This is a genomic window from Kluyvera georgiana, from assembly GCF_050990895.1.
Taxonomy (GTDB): domain Bacteria; phylum Pseudomonadota; class Gammaproteobacteria; order Enterobacterales; family Enterobacteriaceae; genus Kluyvera; species Kluyvera georgiana.
In genome coordinates, this window is the sequence record NZ_CP158865.1 from 1,900,953 (window position 1) to 1,924,928 (window position 23,976).

A 23,976-nucleotide genomic window follows, 5' to 3' on the forward strand; every position below is an offset into this window, starting at 1 on the left:
CTGTTTTTTTCTCCCGGAACAGGATGAATAATGAAAAAATTAGCCATTGTGGCAGCGCTGATGGCGCTGGCGGGCTGTGCGCAGATCGAAGACTACTCAACGGTGGTGAAATCACCTGCTCCGGCGGGGCTGGCGGGATACTGGCAGACGATGGGGCCGCAGCGCGCGTTGGTCAGCCCGGAGGCGATGGCCAGCCTGATTGTCACCCGCGACGGCGATACCCTGGACTGCCGCCAGTGGCAGCGGGTGATTGCGCTGCCGGGCAAACTCACTCTGCGCGATAGCGATGTCTACAACGTGACCAACAAGCTGGATGTCTATGCGGTGGAACGCGATGGCAATTCGCTGAAATACGATGGGATGACGTTGCAGCGGGTTGAGCGGCCTACGGTAGAATGTGCCAACGCTTTGATTAAAGCGCCGCTGCCGTCGGTGCTGCCGTAAAATTTTGTCGCTCCGGCATAGCTGATGCCGGAGCGCTATTCATCAATGATTCAGGTCAACCTTATCCTGCGGAACCAGCACGTGGCCGCCCTGATTACCGTAGGTGGTCATCACCGTTTTCTGAATTGACGATTGTCCGACCAGTTTCGCCAGCTCGTCCATGCGCGCCTGCAACAGGCGCTTTACGGTGTTTTCGTTATCAAGCACTTTACGCAGCAACGGACGGAGTTGTTCCTGAAGCGGTTCGGTTGGCTGGCTCTCTCGCGTCAGTTGAGCAATTTTTTGCACCGCATTGACGTACTCCATTTCGCTGGCGATTAATTCGTCCCACAGTCCCTCCGTGGCAAGCCGTAGCATCAGATTGCTTTTTTCAACCAGCTTTTGGTACGACAGATAAAGGTGCGGTGCATGGCTCATTAGACGGCGTCCTGAATCAAGTTAGGCGTAAGTAGAGATTCCTTCCAGGCATCGGCGATGTTGCGCATTAACGCCTCAACTTCCTCAACGGCGCTGACATCATTGTGCAGGTTGGCTTGCAGAAGGCGTCTGACCATATAGGCATACAGCGACAGCAGGTTCTGCGTTAGCTCGTCGCGGCTGTCCTCATCAAGGCCGATTTTCAGCCCGTTTTCGATAATGTTGATGGCTTTCGACAGGGAAAGACCTTTCCCTTGCTGGTTGCCGTCCTGCATAAACAGGCGGGCGCGGATCAGCGCGCTGAGCGCGCCGTCAAACAGCATGGTCACAAGCTGCTGCTGACTGGCGCTCATCACGGCGCTTTCCACTCCAATCTGTGCGTAGGCCTGCGTACCTTTTGCCCCGTACATGACGTCTCTCCCGATCAAAAGTGATTACTTGGAATTGCTGGTCGATTCAAACTGCTGCGTTAAGTAGCTGCTGGTACTGTTCAGCGAGGTCATTAACACATCGAGCTGGGTAAACTGCTCTTTGTAGCGCGCAACCTGCGCATCAATACGATCGCTGGCGGCGTTGTAGTCTTTGGTTAATTTGTTCAGCGTTTTGCTGACGCCATCGGTGGCGGCTTTAATGATGCCGGTGGTGGAAAGCCAGCTGGTCAGGTTGGTGCCGATGGTGGTGGTGATACCGGTTTTTTTGCCGTCGCCGACGATCAAGGTACCTACGCCGGTAGAGTCTTTTTTCAGCGCCGCGGTGAGTTTGTCGGCATCCAGCTCAAGCTGGCCGGTGCTCGGGTCGGTAGAGATACCGATCTGCGCCAGCGTTTTGAACTGCGAGGAGCTGGCGCTGTTGCTCAGCATACTTTTGAGCTGAGTCTGAATCGTGCGCAGCGTCGAGTCGCCGAGCAGGGCGCCATTGTTTGCGCTCTGGCTATCGGAGCCCGCGTCGACGGCGGTGTATTTTGTCAGGCTGCTAAAGGTGTCCAGCAGCGAGTTATAGGCGGTGACCCAGTCGCTGATGGCTTTTTGCGCCTTGGTGGTGTCCTGGGTGATGGTCAGCGTCTGGTTGCCGGTGGTGACATCGTTCAGGTTCAGGGTGATGTTTTCCAGCGCGTCGCTGATGGTGTTGCTGCTGTTTTCAATAGCCACGTTGTTGACGGTCAACTGGGCGTTCTGCGCAATAACGGAGACATCCATCCCGTTGCTGCTGGCTTTAGCGTCATAACCCATAAAGCTTTGCAGCGCGTCGTCGCCTTTGATAGTCAACGTCATGGCGTTATCGCTACCGGTGTCATTTGCGGTCACCGACAGACGATATTCGCCGTTACCGACGTTGATGATACTGGCGCTGACGCCCGCTTTCGCGTTGTTGATGGCATCGCGAATACCGCTCAGCGAGGAGTTGGCCGCGCTGATATCGATGGTGATCGGATCTTTACCGCCGCCTTGTTGAATGGTCAGCGTACTGTCGCTGGTGGCAATCGCGGTTTTGGTATCGCTTTTGGTGGTGCTGGTGGTCAGCGTTTGCGCCTGTGCCAGATGGCTGATGCTGATGGTGTATTTCCCGGCAATCGCATTCCCCGCCGTGGTGGCGCTAAACGCGGTGCTGCTGCTGGTAGTGGTGGTGGCGGAAAACAGGTCAGCTTTTGACAGCGCGGTGTTAGCGGTCTGGAACGTGGTCAGCGCGCTTTTCAGCGTCCCGTAGGCGCTCAGCTTTGCGGTATAAGACGTCTGCTGTTTAGAGATAGGCGTCAGCGTTGCCTTCTGGGCGGCGGTGAGGCTATCAAGAATGCTACTTAAATCCAGGCCCGACCCGACTCCCAGCGATGAAATACTTGCCATGTGATTTCCTTTTATCTGTCGACACGTAGAACGAATACCGGGGTTATCGGCCTGGATGTCACAAAGTTTACGCTTAATTCTAAATTTTTAATGGCGGGAATAAGGGCAAGAGAAAAGAGTAATTCGGCGGCTAAAAAAATGCGTGATTGCGAAAAAAAATTCTAAAGGTTGTTTAACGGCAGACGATAACAAGTTTGACGGCGATTGAGCCGACGGGTGGAAACCCATTACGTAATCAACGACTTGCAATATAGGATAACGAATCATGGCACAAGTCATTAATACCAACAGCCTCTCGCTGATCACTCAGAACAATATCAACAAGAACCAGTCTGCTCTGTCCAGTTCTATCGAGCGTCTGTCTTCTGGCTTGCGTATCAACAGCGCGAAGGATGACGCAGCGGGTCAGGCGATTGCTAACCGTTTCACCTCCAACATTAAAGGCCTGACTCAGGCGGCACGTAACGCCAACGACGGTATCTCCGTTGCGCAGACCACTGAAGGCGCGCTGTCTGAAATCAACAACAACTTGCAGCGTGTGCGTGAACTGACTGTTCAGGCATCTACTGGCACGAACTCTGATTCCGACCTCTCTTCTATCCAGGATGAAATTAAATCCCGTCTGGATGAGATTGATCGTGTATCAAGTCAGACACAGTTTAACGGCGTCAATGTTCTTGCTAAAGACGGTAAAATGAGTATTCAGGTTGGGGCTAATGATGGACAGACCATCACTATCGACCTTAAGAAAATTGATTCCAATACCTTAAATCTAAGCTCTTTTGATGTTACCAATCTTGGTAATAGTCTTAAGGATGGAAGTACAATTAACAAGCAAATTACTGTTGCTGATGCTAACTTTGTCGACGGTAAAGCATCGGGTTTAACAAGTGGTTCTACGCTAGTAGAGGATGGCGGTAAATCATATGTTCTGAATGCTGGTAAGTACTATGATGCTCAAGTTGACAATAAAACTGGTACCATCAGCTTCAATTCAACGGCTGAAACGGGTGACAGCCCTACCTCCACAACTGCAATTACAACTATCGGTAAAGATATTAAAATCGATACGGCTGCATTAACTGGAGATCAGTCATTGGTTCAGTACAAAGATGCCAATGGTAAAGATGCTTATTTGATTAAGACTACTGACGCGACGACTAAAGCGGCGACCTATAATGTCGCTAATATTACTGATACTGGCGTAGTTACAGCGGGGGCTCTTACCACCGCACCAAGTAATCTCACCGCAGATCCACTTAAAGCTCTTGATGATGCTATCGCATCTGTCGATAAATTCCGTTCATCCCTGGGTGCCGTCCAGAACCGTCTGGATTCCGCGGTCACCAACCTGAACAACACCACCACCAACCTGTCTGAAGCGCAGTCCCGTATTCAGGACGCCGACTATGCGACCGAAGTGTCCAACATGTCTAAAGCGCAGATTATTCAGCAGGCCGGTAACTCCGTGCTGGCGAAAGCCAACCAGGTACCGCAGCAGGTTCTGTCTCTGCTGCAGGGCTAATCGCTCTCATCCTGACCCAACCCCGCTTCGGCGGGGTTTTTTTGTTACTGAAATTTCACTTTACTGCGCAAATAACCCCACATTTCTCCCACTGTTCCACCGATTAAAACGGCTATAGAAACGGATAATCGTGCCGATAACTCATATTAATGCAGGGCTGTTTATCGTGAATTCAATGTATACCGCTGAAGGTGTAATGGATAAACACTCGCTATGGCAACGCTATGTGCCGTTGGTGCGCCATGAAGCGCTGCGCCTCCAGGTGCGTTTGCCGGCGAGCGTGGAACTGGACGATCTGCTCCAGGCGGGCGGTATCGGCTTATTGAACGCTGTTGAACGCTATGACGCTCTGCAAGGTACGGCATTTACCACTTACGCAGTGCAACGCATCCGTGGGGCGATGCTGGACGAATTACGCAGCCGTGACTGGGTGCCGCGTAGCGTCCGGCGGAACGCGCGTGAAGTTGCGCAAACGCTGGGTCAACTGGAGCAAGAGCTGGGACGAAACGCGACGGAAACCGAAGTCGCGCAGCGATTGGGGATTGCGGTTGAGGAATACCGTCAGGTGCTGTTAGATACCAATAACAGCCAGCTTTTTTCCTACGATGAGTGGCGGGAAGAGTATGGCGACAGCATCGAACTGGTGACGGAAGAGAATCAGCACGAAAACCCTCTGCATCAACTGTTGGAAGGCGATCTTCGCCAGCGCGTGATGGAGGCGATTGAAGCCTTACCGGAACGTGAAAAGTTGGTGTTAACCCTCTATTACCAGGAAGAGCTCAATCTTAAAGAGATTGGCGCGGTGCTGGAAGTAGGGGAATCGCGCGTCAGCCAGTTGCACAGTCAGGCGATCAAGCGTCTGCGCATCAAGCTGGGTAAGCTGTAGGTTGGTATAACGTTACGTTCAACCAAAGAATGCCGCATTAATCAATGAAAACCCGGAGTTATCATGATGATGCAGGTAAAAAGACGGCCCCTAAGCCGCTATTTGAAAGACTTCAAACACAGCCAAACGCACTGCGCGCACTGTCATAAACTGCTCGACCGCATCACGCTCGTCCGGCAGGGGGAGATAGTCAATAAAATCGCGATATCCCGTCTCGATACCCTGATGGACGACGCGGCCTGGCAACAGGAACGCGAGGCATGGTCCGCGCTGTGCCGTTTCTGCGGCGATCTGCACTGCAAAGAGCAGAGCGCCTTCTTCAATATCATCGGCTTCAAACAATACCTCCTCGAACATACCGACATGAGCGCCGGTACCGTGCGTGAATACGTCGTGCGTCTGCGTCGTCTTGGCAACCACTTTTCCGCGCAACAGGTGCCGCGCGCGCTGCTGCTGGAACGCCAGGCTGACGTCAAGCTGGAGGCGTGGCTGCCGGATACCAGCACCAACAATTATCGTATTGCACTGCGTAAATACCTGCGATTTCATCACCAGCAGGCGCTGAACAACGCACAAAACTTCGCAGACCGTGAAACCTCTGATATATATTAAATTGGAATAACATGGATCTTATGGGTGTTTGTCATTGATGATGAACGGTTTACACTACGGAAAAATAATGTTTTTCGGGGGTATAATGAAACTGAAGTTTCTGGGTCGTCAGGCGCTGATGGGCGTAATGGCCGTTGCGCTGGTTGCGGGAGCAAGCGTGCAAGCCTTTGCTGCCGAAAATTTATTAAACCAGGTTAAAGAACGCGGCACGCTGCGCGTTGGGCTGGAAGGGACCTATCCTCCGTTTAGTTTCCAGGGTGATGACGGCAAGCTGACCGGTTTTGAAGTCGATTTCGCTAACGAACTGGCTAAACACCTTGGCGTTAAGGCCGATCTGAAACCGACCAAATGGGACGGTATGCTGGCGTCGCTGGACTCCAAACGTATCGACGTGGTGATTAACCAGGTCACCATTTCGCCGGAACGTCAGAAGAAATATGACTTCTCCACCCCGTACACCATCTCCGGTATTCAGGCGCTGGTGAAGAAGGGCAGCGAAGACTCCATCAAAACCGCGGCGGATCTGAAAGGTAAAAAAGTCGGCGTCGGTCTGGGCACCAACTATGAAGAGTGGCTGCGTCAGAACGTGCAGGGCGTGGACATCCGGACTTACGACGATGACCCGACCAAATATCAGGATCTGCGCGTTGGCCGTATCAACGCCATTCTGGTTGACCGTCTGGCGGCGCTGGATCTGGTGAAGAAAACCAACAATACGCTGGCGGTGGCCGGTGATGCGTTCTCCCGTCAGGAATCAGGCGTTGCGCTGCGTAAAGGCAACGACGATCTGCTCAAAGCAGTGGATAGCGCTATTGACGCCATGCAGAAAGACGGTAGCCTGAAGGCGCTGTCCGAAAAATGGTTTGGAGCTGACGTTACGCACTAGTTGCTCTGAAGGAAAAAAGGCGCTGAAAGGGCGCCTTTTTTTATTTACGGCGCATAATAAAAACGAGACTAAGGAGATGCTATGTCACTGCAAAATTTAACCCGTTTTCCGCGCCTTGAGTTTATTGGCGCGCCGACGCCGTTGGAATACCTGCCGCGCTTTTCCGACTACATCGGGCGCGACATTTTTATCAAACGCGACGACGTCACGCCGCTGGCGATGGGCGGAAACAAGCTGCGTAAACTGGAGTTTCTCGCTGCCGACGCGCTACGTGAAGGGGCCGACACGCTGGTGACCGCTGGGGCAATCCAGTCTAACCACGTGCGCCAGACGGCGGCGGTGGCGGCAAAATTGGGGCTGCACTGCGTGGCGCTGCTGGAAAATCCGATGGGGACGAAGGCAGAAAACTATCTCAGCAACGGCAACCGTCTGCTGCTGGATCTGTTTAATACCCAGGTGGAGATGTGTGAGGCATTGACCGACCCGAACGCGCAGCTGGCTGAACTGGCGACGCGTCTTGAAGCGCAGGGCTTTCGTCCTTATGTGATTCCGGTGGGCGGTTCAAACGCGCTGGGCGCGCTGGGGTACGTGGAGAGCGCGCTGGAAATCGCTCAGCAGTGCGAAGGTGCGGTGTCGATTTCCTCCGTGGTGGTAGCCTCCGGCAGCGCGGGAACCCATGCTGGTCTGGCCGTGGGGCTCGAGCAGGTGATGCCGGAAGCCGAGCTGATTGGCGTCACCGTTTCCCGCAAGGTGGCCGATCAACTGCCGAAAGTGGTCACGCTCCAGCAGGAGATTGCGCGCAGCCTTGAATTGACGGCTACCGCCGGGATCACGCTGTGGGACGACTATTTCGCCCCGAGCTACGGTATTCCGAACGATGACGGCATGGAAGCGGTGAAACTGCTCGCGCGTCTGGAAGGCATTCTGCTCGACCCGGTCTACACCGGTAAAGCGATGGCCGGGCTTATCGACGGTGTCAGCCAGAAACGCTTCAAAGATGAAGGGCCCATTCTGTTCGTCCATACCGGCGGCGCGCCTGCGCTGTTCGCCTATCATCCTCACATTTAAATAGAACGCGCTCATGCAAGAAAGTATTCAATTAGTGATCGACTCCGCGCCGTATCTGCTCAAAGGCGCGGTCTTTACCCTCCAGCTCAGTATCGGCGGGATGTTCTTTGGGCTGGTGTTGGGCTTTATTCTCGCGTTGATGCGCCTGTCGCCCATTGCGCCGGTACGCTGGCTGGCACGTTGCTACATCTCTATTTTTCGCGGCACGCCGCTGATTGCCCAGCTGTTTATGATCTACTACGGTCTGCCGCAGTTTGGTATCGAACTGGATCCCATTCCGTCGGCAATGATTGGCCTGTCGCTGAATACGGCGGCCTATGCTGCCGAAACGCTGCGTGCGGCGATTTCGTCGATCGATAAAGGCCAGTGGGAAGCAGCGGCAAGTATCGGCATGACCCCGTGGCAGACGATGCGCCGGGCGATTCTGCCGCAGGCGGCGCGCGTCGCGCTGCCGCCGCTGTCGAACAGTTTTATCAGCCTGGTGAAAGATACCTCGCTGGCGGCGACCATTCAGGTGCCGGAGCTGTTCCGTCAGGCTCAACTGATCACCTCACGTACGCTGGAAGTGTTCACCATGTATCTGGCCGCGTCTCTGATTTACTGGGTGATGGCGACCGTGCTGTCGGTGCTGCAAAACTATTTTGAAAACCAGCTAAACCGCCAGGAGCGAGACCCGAAATGAGTGCAATTGAAGTCAAAAACCTGGTTAAAAAATTCCACGGACAGACCGTGCTGCACGGTATCGATCTCGAGGTGAAAGAGGGAGAAGTGGTGGCCATTATCGGGCCAAGCGGTTCCGGCAAAACCACGCTGCTGCGCAGTATTAATCTGTTGGAACAGCCGGAAAGCGGCACCATCCGCGTTGGCGATATCACGATTGATACCGCGCGCCCTATCGGCCAGCAGAAAGGGCTGATTCGCCGCCTGCGCCAGCACGTCGGGTTCGTGTTTCAAAGCTTCAATCTGTTCCCACATCGTACGGTGCTGGAGAATATCATTGAAGGGCCGGTGATCGTGAAGGGTGAAGATAAAGCCGGTGCGGTTGCCCGCGCTCGCGAGCTATTAAGCAAGGTGGGGCTTTCAGGTAAAGAAGAGAGCTATCCGCGCCGTCTCTCCGGCGGCCAGCAGCAGCGTGTGGCGATTGCCCGTGCGCTAGCGATGCGTCCGGATGTGATCCTGTTTGATGAACCGACGTCCGCGCTGGATCCCGAACTGGTGGGTGAGGTGTTGAACACTATCCGCGCGCTGGCGCAGGAGAAGCGTACGATGGTCATCGTGACCCATGAGATGAGCTTTGCCCGTGATGTTGCTGACCGCGCCATCTTTATGGATCAGGGGCGAATTGTGGAGCAGGAGGAAGCTAAGGCGCTGTTCGCCAATCCACAGCAGGCTCGTACCCGTCAGTTCCTCGAAAAATTCTTGATGCAGTAGCTCTCCAAAGGCGCGCGGGTTACCCAACCTGCGTGCCTTTCATCGAACTTAATTCGCATAGCAAATAATGACGCCTCTGTATCATCACCTTTTTAATGAAAAATTTTACTTAAGCATGCTCAATCAATAGGTAAATATTATTTCATCTGAAACGGCCATAAAGCGCCTGAGAGCAGTAATATCGTGCGCTAAGTTACAGAAATGAGGCAAATTAGGATTATTTTAGAGTGGCGTGATATTTTATACATATAAATAAGATTTATGTGTTAGCTTTCTGTATTCATAAAAATGATTATTGATCAGGGGATTTCTCGTTCGTTATGAGAGACGATGATTTTTTCAGTTGGCGGCGGGAAATGCTGCATCTTTTCCAGGCTGCTACGGCAAGCGAACAGATATACGCGTTACTTCAACAACAAACAGAATATCTGGAATACGATTTCTTCGCCCTGTGTGTTCGGCATCCGGTGCCGTTTACCCGACCGCGCATTTCTGTGTATACCACTTATCCTGATGCCTGGATGTCGCATTATAAGTCTGCGAACTATATGGCTATCGATCCTGTGCTGAAACCTGATAATTTCTCGCTGGGCCATTTACCCTGGGACGACGAGCTGTTCAGCGATGCTCAGGAGTTGTGGCATGCCGCGCGCGCGCATGGCCTACAAACCGGCGCTACGCAATGTCTGATGTTGCCTAACCATGCGCACGGCTTCCTCTCGGTGTCGCGCACCCGTACGCCAGGCTTTACTCCAGACCAGGATGAAATCGCTCTGCGTTTACAAATTCTGCTGGAAATGAGCCTGCTGGCATTATTGCGTGTGGAAGATGAAATGGTGATGCCGCGGGAGATGAAATTCAGCAAGCGGGAATTAGAAATTCTGAAATGGACGGCGGAAGGGAAAACCTCTGCGGAGATCTCGATGATTTTGTCGATCTCTGAGAATACGGTGAATTTCCATCAAAAGAACATGCAGAAAAAATTTAATGCGCCGAACAAAACGCAGATTGCCTGCTATGCAGCGGCGATTGGATTGATCTGACTGGTATTCGCGTTCTGCGTGCAGACGGCAAACCGGCTGTCAGCAGCAATGCTGACAGCCGGTTTTTTATTACTGGCGGTAAGCTTGTTTAATTTGCTTAACGGTGCTGGAAAATACGGCAGCCTGAGCTTCATCTTCTAACTGCGCAATTTGCTTTTCCATTTTAATAATCACGCGACCGGCATCAGCCTGGCCCATCGCCTGCAGCATCAGGGTCAGCAAAGACTTCAGGCAGGAAACTTCCTGGGCCAGATTTTGATTATTTTCTGCAGTGGAAAAATCAGGTGTGCTCATTTATTGCCTCGTACAATTTCTGCGCATTATGCGCGATGCGGATTATGAAAGCGGCGCAGTATACCACAAGCCGGGGGAAAAAAAGGAGTGCCTGTTTTTTGTTCGCTGCTCAGATCTGATATTAATTATTATTTCGACTGCATAGACAGCGGGTTAGGGGCAAAATGTTTAAATACGGTTCCGTCATCGTTAATTGTTGTTACATATTATAAGGCCTATTTATCAAATATACGACAAAGCACCTGTTTACGTCGTTAATCCCCGCAAGCATACTGATATCTGCCACAGGCATCTTACTGTTTTTTAGTGCTTTCCAGTCTCTGTACATGATTATTTCCAAAAACGAGATCGAAATCGAAGCCCTGGCATTTTTAGACTTTCACAGATGATATAAAACCCGGTAGTATGGGGGAATTAAGAAGTAGTAGCGTTATCCCTATTCTGGAGATTATTCCTTTGATCAACGTCCTTCTTGTTGATGACCACGAACTGGTGCGCGCAGGGATACGACGCATTCTCGAAGATATAAAAGGTATTAGAGTCACCGGCGAAGCTAACTGCGGGGAAGATGCGGTTAAGTGGTGCCGTGCCAATCCTGTTGATGTTGTATTGATGGACATGAACATGCCTGGCATTGGTGGCCTTGAAGCAACGCGTAAAATTGCGCGTTCGGCGGTCGATACCAAAGTTATCATGCTAACCGTACACACGGAAAACCCGCTGCCGGCAAAAGTCATGCAGGCCGGTGCGGCCGGTTATCTGAGCAAAGGCGCCGCGCCGCAAGAGGTGGTTAACGCCATTCGCTCGGTGTTCTCCGGTCAGCGCTATATCGCCTCAGACATCGCTCAGCAAATGGCATTAAGTCAGATTGAGCCGGAAAAGACGGAATCGCCGTTCTCCAGTTTGTCTGAACGTGAATTGCAGATTATGCTGATGATCACTAAAGGTCAGAAGGTGAATGAGATTTCAGAACAGTTGAATCTGAGTCCCAAGACGGTGAACAGTTACCGCTACCGTATGTTTAGCAAGCTGAACATACACGGTGATGTTGAGCTGACCCACCTGGCAATTCGCCATGGCCTGTGCAATGCGGAGTCGTTAGCAAGTCAGTGAGTGATGTTTTTGATTCAAAAGCCTTTCTGAAAACCGTAACCAGCCAGCCCGGCGTTTATCGTATGTATGATGCCGGCGGCACGGTTATTTATGTTGGCAAAGCCAAAGATCTCAAAAAGCGCCTTGCCAGCTATTTTCGTACGCAGGTGTCTTCTCGCAAAACGGAAGCGCTGGTAGCACAAATCGCCCAGATTGATGTCACCGTCACCCACACCGAAACGGAAGCGCTGCTGCTGGAGCATAACTACATCAAGCTCTATCAGCCGCGTTACAACGTGTTGCTGCGTGACGACAAATCGTATCCCTTTATTTTCCTCAGCGCGGATACCCATCCGCGTCTGGCGACGCATCGCGGCGCCAAACACGCCAAAGGCGAGTACTTTGGTCCTTTCCCCAACGGTTATGCCGTGCGGGAAACGCTGGCGCTGTTACAAAAAATCTTCCCCGTCCGCCAGTGCGAAAACAGCGTTTATCGCAACCGCTCGCGTCCTTGCCTGCAATACCAGATTGGTCGTTGTTTGGGGCCATGTGTGAAAGGGCTGGTGAGCGAAGAAGAGTACGCGCAGCAGGTGAACTATGTACGGCTGTTCCTCGCGGGTAAAGACGATCAGGTGCTGACGCAGCTGATCGCGCGCATGGAGAAAGCCAGCCATGCGCTGGCGTTTGAGGAAGCCGCCCGCATCCGCGATCAGATTCAGGCCGTACGTCGAGTGACGGAAAAACAGTTTGTCTCGAATAACGGTGACGATCTGGACGTCATTGGCGTGGCGTTCGAGGCGGGAATGGCCTGTGTGCATGTGCTGTTTATCCGCCAGGGCAAAGTCCTCGGTAGCCGCAGCTATTTCCCCAAGGTGCCAAGCGATACCGAGCTCGGCGAAGTGGTAGAGACTTTCGTTGGTCAGTTCTATTTCCAGGGCAGCCAGGTGCGCACGCTTCCGGGCGAGATCCTGCTCGATTTCTCGCTCAAAGATAAAACGTTGCTCGCCGACTCCCTTTCTGAGCTCGCCGGGCGACGCATTCAGGTACAGACTAAACCGCGTGGCGATCGTGCGCGTTACTTAAAGCTGGCGCGCACCAACGCGGTGACCGCGCTGTCGACTAAACTGTCTCAACGGTCGACCGTACATCAGCGCCTTCAGGCGCTGGCTATCGAACTGAAGTTGCCGGCGATTAAGCGGATGGAATGTTTCGATATCAGCCACACCATGGGCGAGCAGACGGTGGCCTCCTGTGTGGTGTTCGATGCTAACGGCCCGCTGCGCGCCGAGTATCGTCGCTACAACATTACCGGTATTACTCCGGGTGACGACTACGCCGCGATGAACCAGGTGCTGCGCCGTCGCTACGGTAAAGCGATTGATGAAAGTAAAATTCCGGATGTCATTCTTATCGACGGTGGGAAAGGGCAGTTGGGCCAGGCGAAAGCGGTTTTTGCCGAACTCAACGTGCCGTGGGATAAGCATCACCCGCTGTTGTTAGGGGTTGCGAAAGGCAGCGACCGTAAAGCCGGGCTTGAGACGCTGTTCTTTGAGCCGGAAGGTGAGGGTTTTAGTTTGCCTCCTGACTCTCCTGCGCTGCATGTGATCCAGCATATCCGCGACGAATCGCACGATCACGCTATCTCCGGGCATCGCAAAAAGCGCGCCAAAGTGAAAAGCACCAGCTCGCTGGAGACAATCGAAGGTGTGGGGCCGAAGCGGCGTCAGATGCTGCTCAAGTACATGGGTGGGCTGCAAGGTTTACAGCAGGCAAGCATCGAAAATATCGCCAAAGTGCCGGGAATCTCGCTCGGCTTAGCAGAAAAGATCTTCTACTCGTTGAAACATTAGGGGCTCTGTAGCAACATAGGGCTAATATTTACTAACAACAGATAGTTACCACGCCATGCAATATAATATCCCTACATTGCTTACGTTGTTCCGCGTCATCCTGATTCCGTTTTTTGTGCTGGCGTTCTACCTTCCGTTCGTCTGGGCGCCGTTTGTCTGCGCGCTGATCTTCTTTGTGGCCGCCGTCACCGACTGGTTTGATGGCTATCTCGCTCGTCGCTGGAACCAGAGTACTCGTTTTGGTGCCTTCCTCGATCCGGTTGCGGATAAAGTGATGGTGGCGATTGCCATGGTGCTGGTGGCGGAACATTACCACACCTGGTGGGTCACCTTGCCGGCGGCAACGATGATCGCTCGTGAAATTATTATCTCGGCGTTACGCGAGTGGATGGCCGAGCTGGGTAAACGCAGCAGCGTTGCCGTTTCGTGGATCGGTAAAGTGAAAACCACCGCGCAGATGACCGCGCTGGTGTGGATGCTGTGGCGTCCGAATATGTGGGTTGAGTGGGCCGGTATTGCGCTATTCCTCGTGGCAGCGGTGCTGACGCTGTGGTCTATGCTGCAATATCTGAACGCCGCGCGCGGCGATTTGCTTCAAGAGTGATCGTTTCGGCGTAATTTTCAGCAAACGATACAAAGTTGCGAAAAATACCGTTGACTCACCGCGTCAGATAAGTAGAATGCAACGCATCGAACGGCAGCACTGATTGCCAGACGATAGCAAAATCAAGTGGTTAACGAATCGACTTGATAATGCGGGAATAGCTCAGTTGGTAGAGCACGACCTTGCCAAGGTCGGGGTCGCGAGTTCGAGTCTCGTTTCCCGCTCCAATTTAAAAGCATCGGCAATAGCGGATGTTTAAGATTTAAAGGCGCGTTAGCAAAGCGGTTATGTAGCGGATTGCAAATCCGTCTAGTCCGGTTCGACTCCGGAACGCGCCTCCACTTTCTTCCCTGGCCGGATGGTGGAATCGGTAGACACAAGGGATTTAAAATCCCTCGGCGTTCGCGCTGTGTGGGTTCAAGTCCCACTCCGGCTACCATGGGAAAAGTAGAATAAAATCAATGATAAGCAGTGTCGTGAAAAACCACCGAAAGGTGGTTTTTTTGTGCCTGAAACCTCATTTCCTAATATGTTTCCTAATATGAACGTTGTTTGAAGCGATTCGCATCAGGTCTTCGAGCGTCATTTATCTGAGTTTCTCACGCGTACAAATAATTAACCATCGCCCTTCAAAATACGCTTGTATCGACTCCGGCATTTTCCCCACGTCCCTCAGGGAAAACACTCAAAATAACACCAGTGTACGCTTATGCATGTTTCCGGCGCTTTGCTGAGTACATCACCTCATCGCTTTCTTTAAGCATCTCCCTTAACGACGGGTAGCGCTCCGGGTCATTTTGCAACATTCCGTAGGAATAATTAATGTTATAGGGCTTACCCGAGTTTTGATTGTACTCATCGACGTTATTACGCAAATCTTGCAAAAATAAATCGGCCCTGGCGTGGTGAGTGAGGAGAACGGCAAATTCATCCCCGCCGAGACGTCCTGCGATATCCCCTGGACGCAGAAGTTTGTACACCATCGCGGCGAATACTTTTAAAACCTCATCACCTTCCGCATGCCCCCAGAGATCGTTGATAGGTTTGAATTTATCGAGATCAAAAAAGATGAGGCTGAATGTTACATTCGTTTTAGTAAGGGAACGGAATCGCTTTTCTCCTTTACTATAAAAACCACGACGATTAGGGATACCCGTTAAACTATCGGTCAAGGCCATGCCAAGAATCTTAAATTCATCTTCGACAATAAAGGCCAAATCCTTGAGGCAAGCAATATCCTCGTCGTTGAAACCGCGGGGTGTGGAATGAATCAGACAAAGGGTACCTGCGATAGCGCCATCAGGCAGATGCACGGGATACCCTGCGTAGAACCTTATGTAAGGTTCCCCGGTAACCAGAGGGTTATCATGAAAACGTTCATCGTGAGATGCGTCGTTAACAATAAAGGGGCCATCCTGCAAAATGGCGTGGCTACAAAAAGAGATGTTGCGAGGCGTTTCGCGGGTAGCCAATCCTTCGCACGCTAGCATCCATTGGCGCTCACGGTCGAGTAGACTTATCAGTACCACGGGCACCTGAAAGACTTTTTTTGCCAGACGAGTTAAACGATCAAAACGTTCTTCGGAGCCTGTATCAAGAAGATCTGCCAGATAAAGGGATCTTAGACGCTCTTCCTCATTATCCGGGATGCCAGGGAATTTCATATCACCTCGAAGAAATAGATATGTTTATGCCAGATTAAGGCTTACCAATCATTTGAATATAGTTCAAAAAAGAGCTCGTTTGCCCGAACGACCACAGATAGCAGTTACATCAGCGACAAATCAGATAAAGGGGCGTGAAATCAACTCCAGGGCAAGCACAATCAGGAACAGGAGAAAACATTTTCTGAAAAGTCTGGCGCTGATGCGTGCCCGCACTTTCTGCCCAAGCCACATCCCGGCCAGGGCAGGGAATAGAGATAAAAAAGACAATGAAAACTGCTCCACCCTGAAAGCATCATGCAGATAAAGACCTGCGGCCAGCGCCACGGTCGAAACGGTAAATGACAGCCCCAGAGCCTGAACGAGTTCATCTTTGCTTAATCGAAGCGACTGGAGAAAGGGGACGGCTGGCATTACGAACACGCCTGTCGCGCCGGTGATGACACCTGTCACGCCGCCAATAACCGGAGACAGCCATTTCTCTCTGGACTCCGGGACCGTAAAGGACGGCGACACCAGCGCAAAAGCTGCGTAAATAAGTAAAGCCACACCCAGCCCAAACGCTGACCAGGTTGCATTTATGCTGATTAGCAGTGAAGAGGCGGCCGCCGTGCCAGCCAACAGAAGCAACATCATCCGCCACAGACGTTGGATAATCTGCCTTACTGAGGGGCCGGTACAAAGCTGGAGCACGTTCGTCACGAAAGAAGGAATAACCAGCAGCGCTGCTGCGACAGGAAGAGGCATGAACAAGCTAATTAATCCCATCGCCACCGTTGGTAGACCCATTCCTGTCACGCCTTTTACGAAACCGGCGAGGATAAATATAAGTAAAAGATAGAGATACAGTTGTTCGTTCACAAAATCTGCCTTGATGAAGGATTTTGAGTGATTCAAGCATTTCAGTCGCGAGTGGACAATCTGGTTTAAACGCATCATGCTTCGGATCATCCGAAAGCTTAGGTGTATATCTTATGAGGCTGGATCTTTCTGATTTGAAACTTGTCGTCTGCATCGCTGATGCGGGAAGCATTACTCAGGGGGCTCGTGATGCCTGTCTTGCGGTTGGCTCGGCCAGCGAGAGACTGAAAAGCATGGAGGAAGATATCGGGGTAAAGTTTTTTTCTCGACATCCCAGAGGCGTTAGCCTGACAGATGCCGGTGAAATCCTGGTCGGCCACGCCCGTGAATTACTTTCCCGGCACGAGCGGCTTAACGCTGAACTCGGCGCTTACGTTAAAGGAGTGAGAGGAAAGGTACGATTGTATGCCAATACGTCTGCAATGGCAGAATTTCTGCCCGGTAGACTGGCTAAGTGGCTTTCAGAACACCCTAATGTGACCATTGAGTTAGAAGAGAGAACCAGTACGGATATTATTAACAGCATACATAATGGGATCGCGGAAGCCGGTCTCGTCTCAGATGCTGTTGACCCCCGCGAACTGATGCTTGAACCCATAGCAGATGACAGGCTTGCCCTTATCGTTCCGACCACGCACCCGTTTGGATTTCGCCATGAAGTCTCTCTCTCAGAAGCGCTCGGCGAGACTTTTATTGGCCTTTACCCCGGCAGCGCGCTGCAGGAGCACATCAACGGACATGCCAGAGAACTGGGTCACCCACTGACGTATCGCATCAGAATGAGCAGCTTTGAAGGGGTTTGCGAAATGGTCAGTAGTGGTATTGGCGTAGGGGTTATTCCCGTGTCAGTCGCTGAACGCTTCCGTAAAAAATACCATTACCATGTATTACCGCTAACCGACCCATGGGCACGGCGACGAATCTGCATTTGCTATAAAACAGCGGATTCACTAAGCCCACCAATAACAGAATTAATCGACTTTCTCAGAACTCATTAATCAATATCCTGATATCGTTGCCCGATTCTGTCTTGAGTTGATTCAACTCTGACCCTGATTCATTGTGGGCCAGCCTGTCGGCTTAATAGAGATAAAACCTGCCGGGAATAGTAGATGAAATTGTATTTATCCCTCGCGTATAGTGTGCGCTAACGCCTTGTAAGGATAGGGTAATGAAGAACAAAACCTTTTATATGCTGCTGATAGGATCGACAACATTAATTTTTGGGCTGTGGGTCTGGGCCTGGTATATGGGTGCCGATCCGGTGTGGATCAAGTCGAAGACTACCCAGCCGTTAGCGGATATGTTCAGCAGCGTGAACGCGCTGTTTGCCGGCTTAGCGCTGTGCGGGGTGATTATTACGGTTTCCCTACAAATTTACGAACTGCAACAAACCAAAACGGAGTTAGCTAAAACGGCTGAGGCTAACCGCGCGTCGGCGGAGCATGCAAAAGAAGGGGCCGTCATTAACTTATTCCAGACTTACTGCAGCGAGTATTTTCAGGGCGTCAAAAATTCGTCAATGAATGTCCTGATTCCAGCAATGGCGAGCCGTCGCTACTTTGAATTTATGATTTCCCGCTTTTTCGTCTCCGAGCAACGGATGCTGGAGGATAACGCCTGGGAACGAATTCAGTTGGTTACCCGTTACGACGGTTTTAGTACGTTTAAACGGGAAGAACAGAACGATCGTTATAAACTTGATGAATTGATGAATTTCTTCACGATCCTTGCCCATCAACATAATGCCAGCGATGTGATTGGCCGCTGTGATTTTTCCTGGGCCTGGTGGCGGCCCATGTTCTGGATGATTGCCATCGCGCAGATAAAGCGATACGAGGAGAATTCAAGCGTCAAAAAATATGCCATTCGCCCTCGGTTTATTGAAGCGGTACGTAAACTGGATATGGCTTACAACCTCGAACCTATCGAAAATGGACAGGCGTTGGCTGAGTTGATTGCCGATCACCCGAAACTCAACGAAGCGTATCAGCTTGACCCGCTGCACAAAGACGCCGCGCTGTGGCAATTTAAACTGCCAGAATAAGCTTATCATGTTGTCCGAAAGCCTGCTCCCCAGCGGGCTTTTTTGTGATGCCTATAGCCTGCACCACCGCGCAGCATAGTTTGCACAACTTGCTACAAAAATGCGCAAAGCGTGACTATTGCAATATTTATGTACTTTATTGTTAACCAGATGTGATCCCTCCCGTAATTTCACTTCGTCGGTGCAGAGGCCCTGTAACGGCGCTCTATACTCAAAATTGTCAAAATCCGCGCGATGGTTGCGAAAAGTTGGCAACCATTTTGCTTAATGATTTGACCTGAAAAGCGTAAGGAAACCTCGCCGTTATCAGCAGGATATTGTCAGGATGTCGTCAGTCCGGCGCGTGCGCCGGTGGTTCGGCTTCACACCGTTATGCATAAACCTCTTTTGCTAAGGTAGATAATAATGTCGCTGAAATTAATAAGAAGTCCGCTTTCGATTGTGTTGGCAGGGTGTCTGGTGACGGCGTTTTCCGCCCAGGCCGATATTGTGATTGGTGTCGCTGGCCCATTTACCGGGCCGAACGCTACCTATGGCGATCAATATTGGCACGGCGCGACCCAGGCCGCGGCGGATATTAACGCTGCGGGTGGGATTAACGGCGAGAAAATTAAGCTGGTACAGGGCGATGATGCCTGTGAACCGAAGCAGGCCGTGGCGGTAGCGAACCGTCTGGTCGATCAGGACAAAGTTCAGGCCGTCGTTGGCCACTTCTGTTCCTCTTCGACGATGCCCGCCTCCGAGGTTTATAACGATGCGGGCGTGCTGGCCATCACCCCTGGTTCAACAAACCCGCTAATCACCGAGCGCGGAATGAACGATATGTTCCGTATGTGCGGCCGCGACGACCAGCAGGGCGACGTTGCCAGCAACTTCATCATTGATAAGCTGAAGGCCAAACGGGTGGTTATCATCCACGATAAAGATACCTACGGACAGGGACTGGCGGATGCGACTCGCGCGGCGCTGGCCAAGCGCGGCGTGAAGGATGTGATGTATGAAGGCCTGTCGCGTGGTGAAAAAGACTTTAATGCGCTGGTGACCAAAATTGGCGCTCAGAAGCCGGACGTGGTCTTCTTCGGCGGCTGTCACCCTGAAGCGGGCCCTTTGGTACGTCAGATGCGTGAGCAGGGCGTGCAGGCGAAATTCTTCTCCGGCGACTGTATCGTCAACGAAGAGATGGTCACCGCCGCCGGTGGTCCGCAGTATACCAACGGCATCTATATGACCTTTGGCAAAGATCCGCGCCTGATCCCTGACGGCAAGGCGGTTATCGAAAAATTCCGCGCCAATAAGTTTGAGCCTGAAGGTTACACCCTCTATTCCTATGCTTCTATTCAGGCCATCGCGGCGGCGTTTAAAGCGGCCGGTCCTGATTCGGCGAAAGCCAGCGAATGGCTGAAGGCCAACCCGGTCGAAACCGTCATGGGTAAGAAAGCCTGGGACAGCAAGGGCGACCTGAAAGTCTCGGACTACGTCGTTTATCAGTGGGATGACAAAGGCAAGTATAAGGAAGTTGAGTAACCGGATGGAGTCACGCTCAGCGCCGGTGTGCTTGCATACCGGCGCTCTATAACACGGCCAATAACACGAGCGCGCGATGATGGAGACATTCTTTCTGCAACAGTTAGTCAATGGCTTGACGCTAGGATCGGTCTACGGGCTGATCGCCATTGGTTACACCATGGTTTACGGTATCATCGGCATGATTAACTTCGCTCATGGCGAAGTGTATATGATCTCAGCCTACCTCTGCGCCATTGGTCTGGCGCTACTCTCCTTCTTTGGCCTGCACTCTTTCCCCCTGCTGATCCTCGGCACGCTGGTCTTTACCATCGTGGTTACCGGCGTGTACGGCTGGACGATTGAGCGTATTGCCTACAAACCGCTGCGTAATTCCACTCGTCTGGCGCCGCTGATTTCTGCCATCGGCATGTCATTGATTTTGCAAAACTATGCGCAAATCAGCCAGGGTCCGCGCCAGCAGGGGGTGCCGACGATGCTCGACGGTGTGCTGCGTCTGCATATCGGGGACGGTTTCGTGCAGATTACCTATACCAAAATCTTTATCCTGCTGGCCTCGTTTGCCGGGATGCTGCTGCTGACGTGGATTATTGGGCACACCCGTCTCGGACGTATGTGCCGGGCGGTGCAGCAGGATCGCAAAATGGCCTCGATTCTCGGCATCAACACCGATCGTATCATCTCGCTGGTGTTTGTGATCGGCGCGGCGATGGCGGGGCTGGCGGGGGTGCTGATCACCATGAACTACGGCACCTTCGACTTCTATGCCGGGTTTATCATCGGCATCAAAGCGTTCACCGCGGCGGTGCTCGGCGGTATCGGTTCCCTACCGGGGGCGATGCTGGGGGGGCTGCTGCTTGGCGTGGCCGAAGCGCAGTTCTCCGGGATGGTCAACTCCGACTATAAAGATGTGTTCTCGTTCGGACTGCTGGTGGTGATCCTGATTTTCCGCCCGCAGGGGCTGCTTGGCCGCCCGATTGTGGCCAAAGTGTAGGAGTGGACGATGACGCATTCAATAGCTTCACATGAGGCGTTTTCCCTCAAACGCTGCATTCTTGACGCAATTTTTTCCGGCCTGGTGGCGCTGATTATCTTCGGCCCGATTGTCGGCGTGGTGCTTGATGGCTACAGCTTCAACTTTGAAGGTCAACGCCTAATTTGGATTATCGCCGTCGTGATGGTGGGGCGCTTTGCGCTTAGCGCAATGGCCACCACCGCGCTCGGCCGACGTTTTACATCCCGCTTTGAAAGCGATAATGCGGGCGTCTATGTGCGTGCGCCGGACTATAAAAGCCGAATGAGATGGATAATCCCACTGGTGCTGGCACTGGCGGTTTGCTTCCCGTTCGTCGCCACCAAATATGTGCTGACGGTGGCGATCCTCGGCCTGATCTACGTGCTGCTGGGGCTAGGGCTGAACATCGTAGTCGGTCTCGCCGGGCTTTTAGATCTGGGCTACGTGGCGTTTTATGCCATTGGCGCCTACGGGCTGGCGTTGGGGTATCAGTATCTGGGGCTGGGATTCTGGTCGATGCTACCGCTGGCGGCGCTGATGGCCGCGGCGGCAGGCGCCTTGCTTGGCTTTCCGGTGCTGCGCATGCACGGCGACTATCTGGCCATTGTGACCCTTGGTTTTGGTGAAATCATCCGTCTGATCCTTAACAACTGGCTCAGCTTTACCGGCGGCCCGAACGGGATTTCCGCACCGCCGCCAACCTTCTTTGGCCTCGAATTTGGACGGCGGGCGAAAGAGGGCGGTGTACCGTTCCACGAGTTTTTCCATCTCACCTATAACCCTAATCTGAAGTTTATTTTTATCTACGCGGTTCTGGTGCTGGTGGTACTGCTGGTGCTGTATATCAAACATCGTCTGACGCGTATGCCGATTGGCCGCGCGTGGGAGGCGCTACGTGAAGATGAAATCGCCTGCCGCTCGATGGGCCTGAATCATGTGCTGGTGAAGCTGTCGGCCTTTACCCTCGGCGCATCGACCGCCGGAATTGCCGGCGTGTTCTTCGCCACCTATCAGGGCTTCGTCAATCCCACCTCGTTCACCTTCTTTGAATCGGCGCTGATTCTCGCCATCGTGGTGCTGGGCGGGATGGGCTCGACCATCGGCGTGGTGCTGGCGGCGTTTGTACTGACCGTTACCCCCGAGCTATTGCGCAGTTTTGCCGAGTATCGCGTGCTGCTGTTTGGCGTATTGATGGTGGTGATGATGATCTGGCGGCCTCGGGGGCTGATTCGCATCAATCGCAGCGGATTTGCGGTGCGTAAAGGAGTGGCGCCATGAGCCAGGATGTGATTTTAAGCGTTGAGCATTTGATGATGCATTTTGGCGGTATTAAAGCCCTGAACGATGTCAATCTGGAGGTACAGCGTGGCTCGATTACCGCGCTCATCGGCCCCAACGGCGCGGGAAAGACCACGGTGTTCAACTGCCTGACCGGTTTCTACAAGGCTTCCGGCGGCAAAATTCTGTTCAATACGCGCGGTAAAACCACTAACGTCATCCAGATTCTCGGACAAAAGTTTCAGCCGGGTGACTGGGTTAACCCGGCACGCCTCGGGCAGCGGATTTTTTACAAGATGTTTGGCGGAACTCACCTCGTGAACCGGGCGGGGCTGGCGCGGACGTTCCAAAATATCCGTCTTTTCCGCGAGATGTCGGTGGTGGAGAATCTGCTGGTCGCGCAGCATATGCAGGTCAACCGCAACCTGGTCGCCGGGATCCTCAATACGCCAGCCTATCGCCGTGCCGAGAGCGCCGCATTGGATCGCGCTTTTTACTGGCTTGAGGTGGTGGATCTGGTTGACTGCGCCAACCGGCTGGCGGGTGAGATGTCCTATGGCCAGCAGCGTCGCCTCGAGATTGCCCGCGCCATGTGCACCGGCCCGGAGATGATTTGTCTTGATGAACCCGCCGCCGGGCTGAACCCCGTGGAAACGCGGGCGCTGAGCAAAATTATCCGTTTCTTGCGTGAGCATCACGGCATTACCGTGCTGCTGATTGAACATGATATGGGGATGGTGATGGACATTTCGGACGATATTATCGTGCTGGACCACGGCGATGTCATTGCCCAGGGCAAGGCGGAACAAATTCAGCACGATGAGAAAGTCATTGCCGCCTATCTCGGCACCAGCGAAGACGAGGTCAGCCTATGAGCGAACCGATGTTGGAGTTTCGTGAGGTTGATGTCTATTACGGCGTTATCCAGGCGTTAAAGCAGGTTTCGCTGCAGGTCAACAAGGGCGAAACCGTCTCACTGATTGGCGCCAACGGCGCGGGGAAATCGACGCTGTTGATGTCCATTTTCGGCCAGCCGCGCGTGCGCAGCGGGCAAATTCTCTTCTGCGGCGACGATATCAGCCATCGTACCACCCATTATGTCGCCTCGGCGGGGATCGCTCAGGCGCCGGAGGGGCGGCGCATCTTCCCCGATATGACCGTGGAAGAAAACCTCTTGATGGGTACCATCCCCATTGGTAACCAGTACGCCGCTCAGGATCTGCAAAGCATGTTCGATCTGTTCCCTCGTCTCAAAGAGCGGCGTAAGCAGCGGGCGATGACCATGTCCGGCGGTGAGCAGCAGATGTTGGCGATTGCCCGTGCGCTGATGAGCCGACCGAAACTGCTGCTGCTTGATGAGCCCAGCCTCGGACTGGCGCCGATTGTGGTGAAGCAAATTTTCCATACGCTGCGTGAACTGGCTCGCGATGGGATGACTATTTTTCTGGTGGAACAAAATGCTCACCATGCGCTGAAGCTCTCTGACCGGGGATACGTGATGGTGAACGGGCAAATTCGTCTCAGCGGCAGCGGTGAGGAACTGTTGGGCAATCAGGAGGTGCGCAAGGCCTATCTGGGCGGCGTGTAGCAAAGC

At 52.8% G+C, this 23,976-nt stretch carries 25 protein-coding genes and 3 tRNA genes; 22 read left to right on the top strand and 6 right to left on the bottom strand.

Features of this window, described 5'->3' with window-relative positions; all coding sequences use genetic code 11:
- The first annotated feature begins 30 nt into the window (after positions 1–30).
- Positions 31–444, top strand: a complete 414-nt coding sequence (yedD, locus tag ABTW00_RS09000; protein ID WP_433640278.1) for a lipoprotein YedD — start codon at positions 31–33, stop codon at positions 442–444.
- 42 nt (positions 445–486) lie between these two features.
- On the opposite strand, the gene fliT is transcribed toward yedD, so the two are convergent.
- The 3 genes from fliT to fliD are packed head-to-tail and all read right to left on the bottom strand — an operon-like array spanning position 487 to position 2,702.
- The gene (gene fliT, locus ABTW00_RS09005; RefSeq protein ID WP_433640280.1) at positions 487–861 is read right to left on the bottom strand and encodes a flagella biosynthesis regulatory protein FliT; all 375 of its coding nucleotides are present in this window, start codon (positions 859–861) and stop codon (positions 487–489) included.
- Positions 861–1,271 (bottom strand): flagellar export chaperone FliS, encoded by a 411-nt coding sequence (fliS, locus tag ABTW00_RS09010; protein ID WP_065357811.1) that lies wholly within the window; start codon positions 1,269–1,271, stop codon positions 861–863. The genes fliT and fliS overlap by 1 nt, the downstream gene beginning before the upstream one ends.
- Positions 1,272–1,295: 24 nt before the next feature.
- Entirely contained in the window at positions 1,296–2,702 is a 1,407-nt protein-coding gene (fliD, locus tag ABTW00_RS09015) for a flagellar filament capping protein FliD (RefSeq protein ID WP_433640283.1), read from the bottom strand.
- Between the two features lie 265 nt (positions 2,703–2,967).
- Here fliD and ABTW00_RS09020 point away from each other — a divergent pair, with 265 nt between their 5' ends.
- The 8 genes from ABTW00_RS09020 (at position 2,968) to sdiA (ending at position 10,153) form a co-directional block, all read left to right on the top strand.
- Positions 2,968–4,227 (top strand): FliC/FljB family flagellin, encoded by a 1,260-nt coding sequence (locus ABTW00_RS09020; RefSeq protein WP_433640285.1) that lies wholly within the window; start codon positions 2,968–2,970, stop codon positions 4,225–4,227.
- Positions 4,228–4,393: 166 nt separating this feature from the next.
- The gene (locus ABTW00_RS09025; protein ID WP_064544586.1) at positions 4,394–5,113 is read left to right on the top strand and encodes an RNA polymerase sigma factor FliA; all 720 of its coding nucleotides are present in this window, start codon (positions 4,394–4,396) and stop codon (positions 5,111–5,113) included.
- A gap of 60 nt (positions 5,114–5,173) precedes the next feature.
- The gene (gene fliZ, locus ABTW00_RS09030; RefSeq protein ID WP_240492971.1) at positions 5,174–5,725 is read left to right on the top strand and encodes a flagella biosynthesis regulatory protein FliZ; all 552 of its coding nucleotides are present in this window, start codon (positions 5,174–5,176) and stop codon (positions 5,723–5,725) included.
- An 85-nt stretch (positions 5,726–5,810) separates the two neighbouring features.
- Positions 5,811–6,611 (top strand): cystine ABC transporter substrate-binding protein, encoded by an 801-nt coding sequence (gene tcyJ / locus ABTW00_RS09035; protein WP_064544593.1) that lies wholly within the window; start codon positions 5,811–5,813, stop codon positions 6,609–6,611.
- Positions 6,612–6,692: 81 nt separating this feature from the next.
- On the top strand, positions 6,693–7,679 hold the full coding sequence (gene dcyD / locus ABTW00_RS09040; RefSeq protein WP_433640288.1) for a D-cysteine desulfhydrase: 987 nt from the start codon (positions 6,693–6,695) through the stop codon (positions 7,677–7,679).
- Between the two features lie 13 nt (positions 7,680–7,692).
- On the top strand, positions 7,693–8,361 hold the full coding sequence (tcyL, locus tag ABTW00_RS09045) for a cystine ABC transporter permease (protein ID WP_064544553.1): 669 nt from the start codon (positions 7,693–7,695) through the stop codon (positions 8,359–8,361).
- Entirely contained in the window at positions 8,358–9,110 is a 753-nt protein-coding gene (tcyN, locus tag ABTW00_RS09050; RefSeq protein ID WP_433640290.1) for an L-cystine ABC transporter ATP-binding protein TcyN, read from the top strand. Before tcyL ends, tcyN begins: the two co-directional genes overlap by 4 nt.
- A gap of 320 nt (positions 9,111–9,430) precedes the next feature.
- Positions 9,431–10,153: a transcriptional regulator SdiA gene (gene sdiA / locus ABTW00_RS09055; protein WP_065357815.1), complete on the top strand. Its 723-nt coding sequence runs from the start codon at positions 9,431–9,433 to the stop codon at positions 10,151–10,153.
- A 69-nt stretch (positions 10,154–10,222) separates the two neighbouring features.
- On the opposite strand, the gene ABTW00_RS09060 is transcribed toward sdiA, so the two are convergent.
- Positions 10,223–10,447, bottom strand: a complete 225-nt coding sequence (locus ABTW00_RS09060; RefSeq protein WP_064544561.1) for a DUF2594 family protein — start codon at positions 10,445–10,447, stop codon at positions 10,223–10,225.
- Between the two features lie 456 nt (positions 10,448–10,903).
- Between ABTW00_RS09060 and uvrY the strand changes: the two genes are divergently transcribed.
- The 6 genes from uvrY (at position 10,904) to ABTW00_RS09090 (ending at position 14,432) form a co-directional block, all read left to right on the top strand.
- On the top strand, positions 10,904–11,560 hold the full coding sequence (gene uvrY / locus ABTW00_RS09065) for a UvrY/SirA/GacA family response regulator transcription factor (RefSeq protein WP_064544562.1): 657 nt from the start codon (positions 10,904–10,906) through the stop codon (positions 11,558–11,560).
- The gene (uvrC, locus tag ABTW00_RS09070) at positions 11,557–13,389 is read left to right on the top strand and encodes an excinuclease ABC subunit UvrC (protein WP_433640293.1); all 1,833 of its coding nucleotides are present in this window, start codon (positions 11,557–11,559) and stop codon (positions 13,387–13,389) included. Before uvrY ends, uvrC begins: the two co-directional genes overlap by 4 nt.
- A 55-nt stretch (positions 13,390–13,444) precedes the next feature.
- Complete coding sequence (gene pgsA / locus ABTW00_RS09075) at positions 13,445–13,993, top strand: CDP-diacylglycerol--glycerol-3-phosphate 3-phosphatidyltransferase (protein ID WP_064544567.1); 549 nt, start codon at positions 13,445–13,447, stop codon at positions 13,991–13,993.
- Between the two features lie 151 nt (positions 13,994–14,144).
- Positions 14,145–14,220 (top strand) — tRNA-Gly (locus tag ABTW00_RS09080).
- Positions 14,221–14,260: 40 nt separating this feature from the next.
- Positions 14,261–14,334 (top strand) — tRNA-Cys (locus tag ABTW00_RS09085).
- An 11-nt stretch (positions 14,335–14,345) separates the two neighbouring features.
- Positions 14,346–14,432 (top strand) — tRNA-Leu (locus ABTW00_RS09090).
- Between the two features lie 268 nt (positions 14,433–14,700).
- On the opposite strand, the gene ABTW00_RS09095 is transcribed toward ABTW00_RS09090, so the two are convergent.
- Together ABTW00_RS09095 and ABTW00_RS09100 are read right to left on the bottom strand one after the other, a co-directional pair.
- Complete coding sequence (locus tag ABTW00_RS09095; protein ID WP_433640296.1) at positions 14,701–15,657, bottom strand: diguanylate cyclase domain-containing protein; 957 nt, start codon at positions 15,655–15,657, stop codon at positions 14,701–14,703.
- A gap of 120 nt (positions 15,658–15,777) precedes the next feature.
- The gene (locus ABTW00_RS09100; protein WP_245191240.1) at positions 15,778–16,596 is read right to left on the bottom strand and encodes a sulfite exporter TauE/SafE family protein; all 819 of its coding nucleotides are present in this window, start codon (positions 16,594–16,596) and stop codon (positions 15,778–15,780) included.
- A gap of 35 nt (positions 16,597–16,631) precedes the next feature.
- Here ABTW00_RS09100 and ABTW00_RS09105 point away from each other — a divergent pair, with 35 nt between their 5' ends.
- From ABTW00_RS09105 to ABTW00_RS09135, 7 genes are all read left to right on the top strand, one after another.
- Positions 16,632–17,516: a LysR family transcriptional regulator gene (locus ABTW00_RS09105; protein ID WP_433640298.1), complete on the top strand. Its 885-nt coding sequence runs from the start codon at positions 16,632–16,634 to the stop codon at positions 17,514–17,516.
- Positions 17,517–17,689: 173 nt separating this feature from the next.
- Positions 17,690–18,565, top strand: coding sequence for a hypothetical protein (locus ABTW00_RS09110; protein WP_433640300.1), 876 nt, complete (start codon positions 17,690–17,692; stop codon positions 18,563–18,565).
- 405 nt (positions 18,566–18,970) lie between these two features.
- Entirely contained in the window at positions 18,971–20,089 is a 1,119-nt protein-coding gene (locus ABTW00_RS09115) for a branched-chain amino acid ABC transporter substrate-binding protein (protein WP_064544573.1), read from the top strand.
- A 79-nt stretch (positions 20,090–20,168) separates the two neighbouring features.
- Positions 20,169–21,083, top strand: a complete 915-nt coding sequence (locus ABTW00_RS09120; protein ID WP_064544597.1) for an ABC transporter permease subunit — start codon at positions 20,169–20,171, stop codon at positions 21,081–21,083.
- Positions 21,084–21,092: 9 nt separating this feature from the next.
- Positions 21,093–22,382: a high-affinity branched-chain amino acid ABC transporter permease LivM gene (livM, locus tag ABTW00_RS09125; protein WP_433640303.1), complete on the top strand. Its 1,290-nt coding sequence runs from the start codon at positions 21,093–21,095 to the stop codon at positions 22,380–22,382.
- Positions 22,379–23,257: an ABC transporter ATP-binding protein gene (locus tag ABTW00_RS09130; protein ID WP_271448037.1), complete on the top strand. Its 879-nt coding sequence runs from the start codon at positions 22,379–22,381 to the stop codon at positions 23,255–23,257. The genes livM and ABTW00_RS09130 overlap by 4 nt, the downstream gene beginning before the upstream one ends.
- Positions 23,254–23,970, top strand: a complete 717-nt coding sequence (locus ABTW00_RS09135; RefSeq protein WP_064544578.1) for an ABC transporter ATP-binding protein — start codon at positions 23,254–23,256, stop codon at positions 23,968–23,970. The genes ABTW00_RS09130 and ABTW00_RS09135 overlap by 4 nt, the downstream gene beginning before the upstream one ends.
- The last annotated feature ends 6 nt before the right edge of the window (positions 23,971–23,976 follow it).

Coding starts and splice junctions, on each gene's coding strand:
- yedD (WP_433640278.1), top strand. CDS start 31: ATGAAAAAATTAGCCATTGTGGCAGCGCTGATGGCGCTGGCGGGCTGT.
- fliT (WP_433640280.1), bottom strand. CDS start 861: ATGAGCCATGCACCGCACCTTTATCTGTCGTACCAAAAGCTGGTTGAA.
- fliS (WP_065357811.1), bottom strand. CDS start 1,271: ATGTACGGGGCAAAAGGTACGCAGGCCTACGCACAGATTGGAGTGGAA.
- fliD (WP_433640283.1), bottom strand. CDS start 2,702: ATGGCAAGTATTTCATCGCTGGGAGTCGGGTCGGGCCTGGATTTAAGT.
- ABTW00_RS09020 (WP_433640285.1), top strand. CDS start 2,968: ATGGCACAAGTCATTAATACCAACAGCCTCTCGCTGATCACTCAGAAC.
- tcyJ (WP_064544593.1), top strand. CDS start 5,811: ATGAAACTGAAGTTTCTGGGTCGTCAGGCGCTGATGGGCGTAATGGCC.
- dcyD (WP_433640288.1), top strand. CDS start 6,693: ATGTCACTGCAAAATTTAACCCGTTTTCCGCGCCTTGAGTTTATTGGC.
- tcyL (WP_064544553.1), top strand. CDS start 7,693: ATGCAAGAAAGTATTCAATTAGTGATCGACTCCGCGCCGTATCTGCTC.
- tcyN (WP_433640290.1), top strand. CDS start 8,358: ATGAGTGCAATTGAAGTCAAAAACCTGGTTAAAAAATTCCACGGACAG.
- sdiA (WP_065357815.1), top strand. CDS start 9,431: ATGAGAGACGATGATTTTTTCAGTTGGCGGCGGGAAATGCTGCATCTT.
- ABTW00_RS09060 (WP_064544561.1), bottom strand. CDS start 10,447: ATGAGCACACCTGATTTTTCCACTGCAGAAAATAATCAAAATCTGGCC.
- pgsA (WP_064544567.1), top strand. CDS start 13,445: ATGCAATATAATATCCCTACATTGCTTACGTTGTTCCGCGTCATCCTG.
- ABTW00_RS09095 (WP_433640296.1), bottom strand. CDS start 15,657: ATGAAATTCCCTGGCATCCCGGATAATGAGGAAGAGCGTCTAAGATCC.
- ABTW00_RS09100 (WP_245191240.1), bottom strand. CDS start 16,596: ATGATGCGTTTAAACCAGATTGTCCACTCGCGACTGAAATGCTTGAAT.
- ABTW00_RS09105 (WP_433640298.1), top strand. CDS start 16,632: ATGAGGCTGGATCTTTCTGATTTGAAACTTGTCGTCTGCATCGCTGAT.
- ABTW00_RS09110 (WP_433640300.1), top strand. CDS start 17,690: ATGAAGAACAAAACCTTTTATATGCTGCTGATAGGATCGACAACATTA.
- ABTW00_RS09115 (WP_064544573.1), top strand. CDS start 18,971: ATGTCGCTGAAATTAATAAGAAGTCCGCTTTCGATTGTGTTGGCAGGG.
- ABTW00_RS09120 (WP_064544597.1), top strand. CDS start 20,169: ATGGAGACATTCTTTCTGCAACAGTTAGTCAATGGCTTGACGCTAGGA.
- livM (WP_433640303.1), top strand. CDS start 21,093: ATGACGCATTCAATAGCTTCACATGAGGCGTTTTCCCTCAAACGCTGC.
- ABTW00_RS09130 (WP_271448037.1), top strand. CDS start 22,379: ATGAGCCAGGATGTGATTTTAAGCGTTGAGCATTTGATGATGCATTTT.
- ABTW00_RS09135 (WP_064544578.1), top strand. CDS start 23,254: ATGAGCGAACCGATGTTGGAGTTTCGTGAGGTTGATGTCTATTACGGC.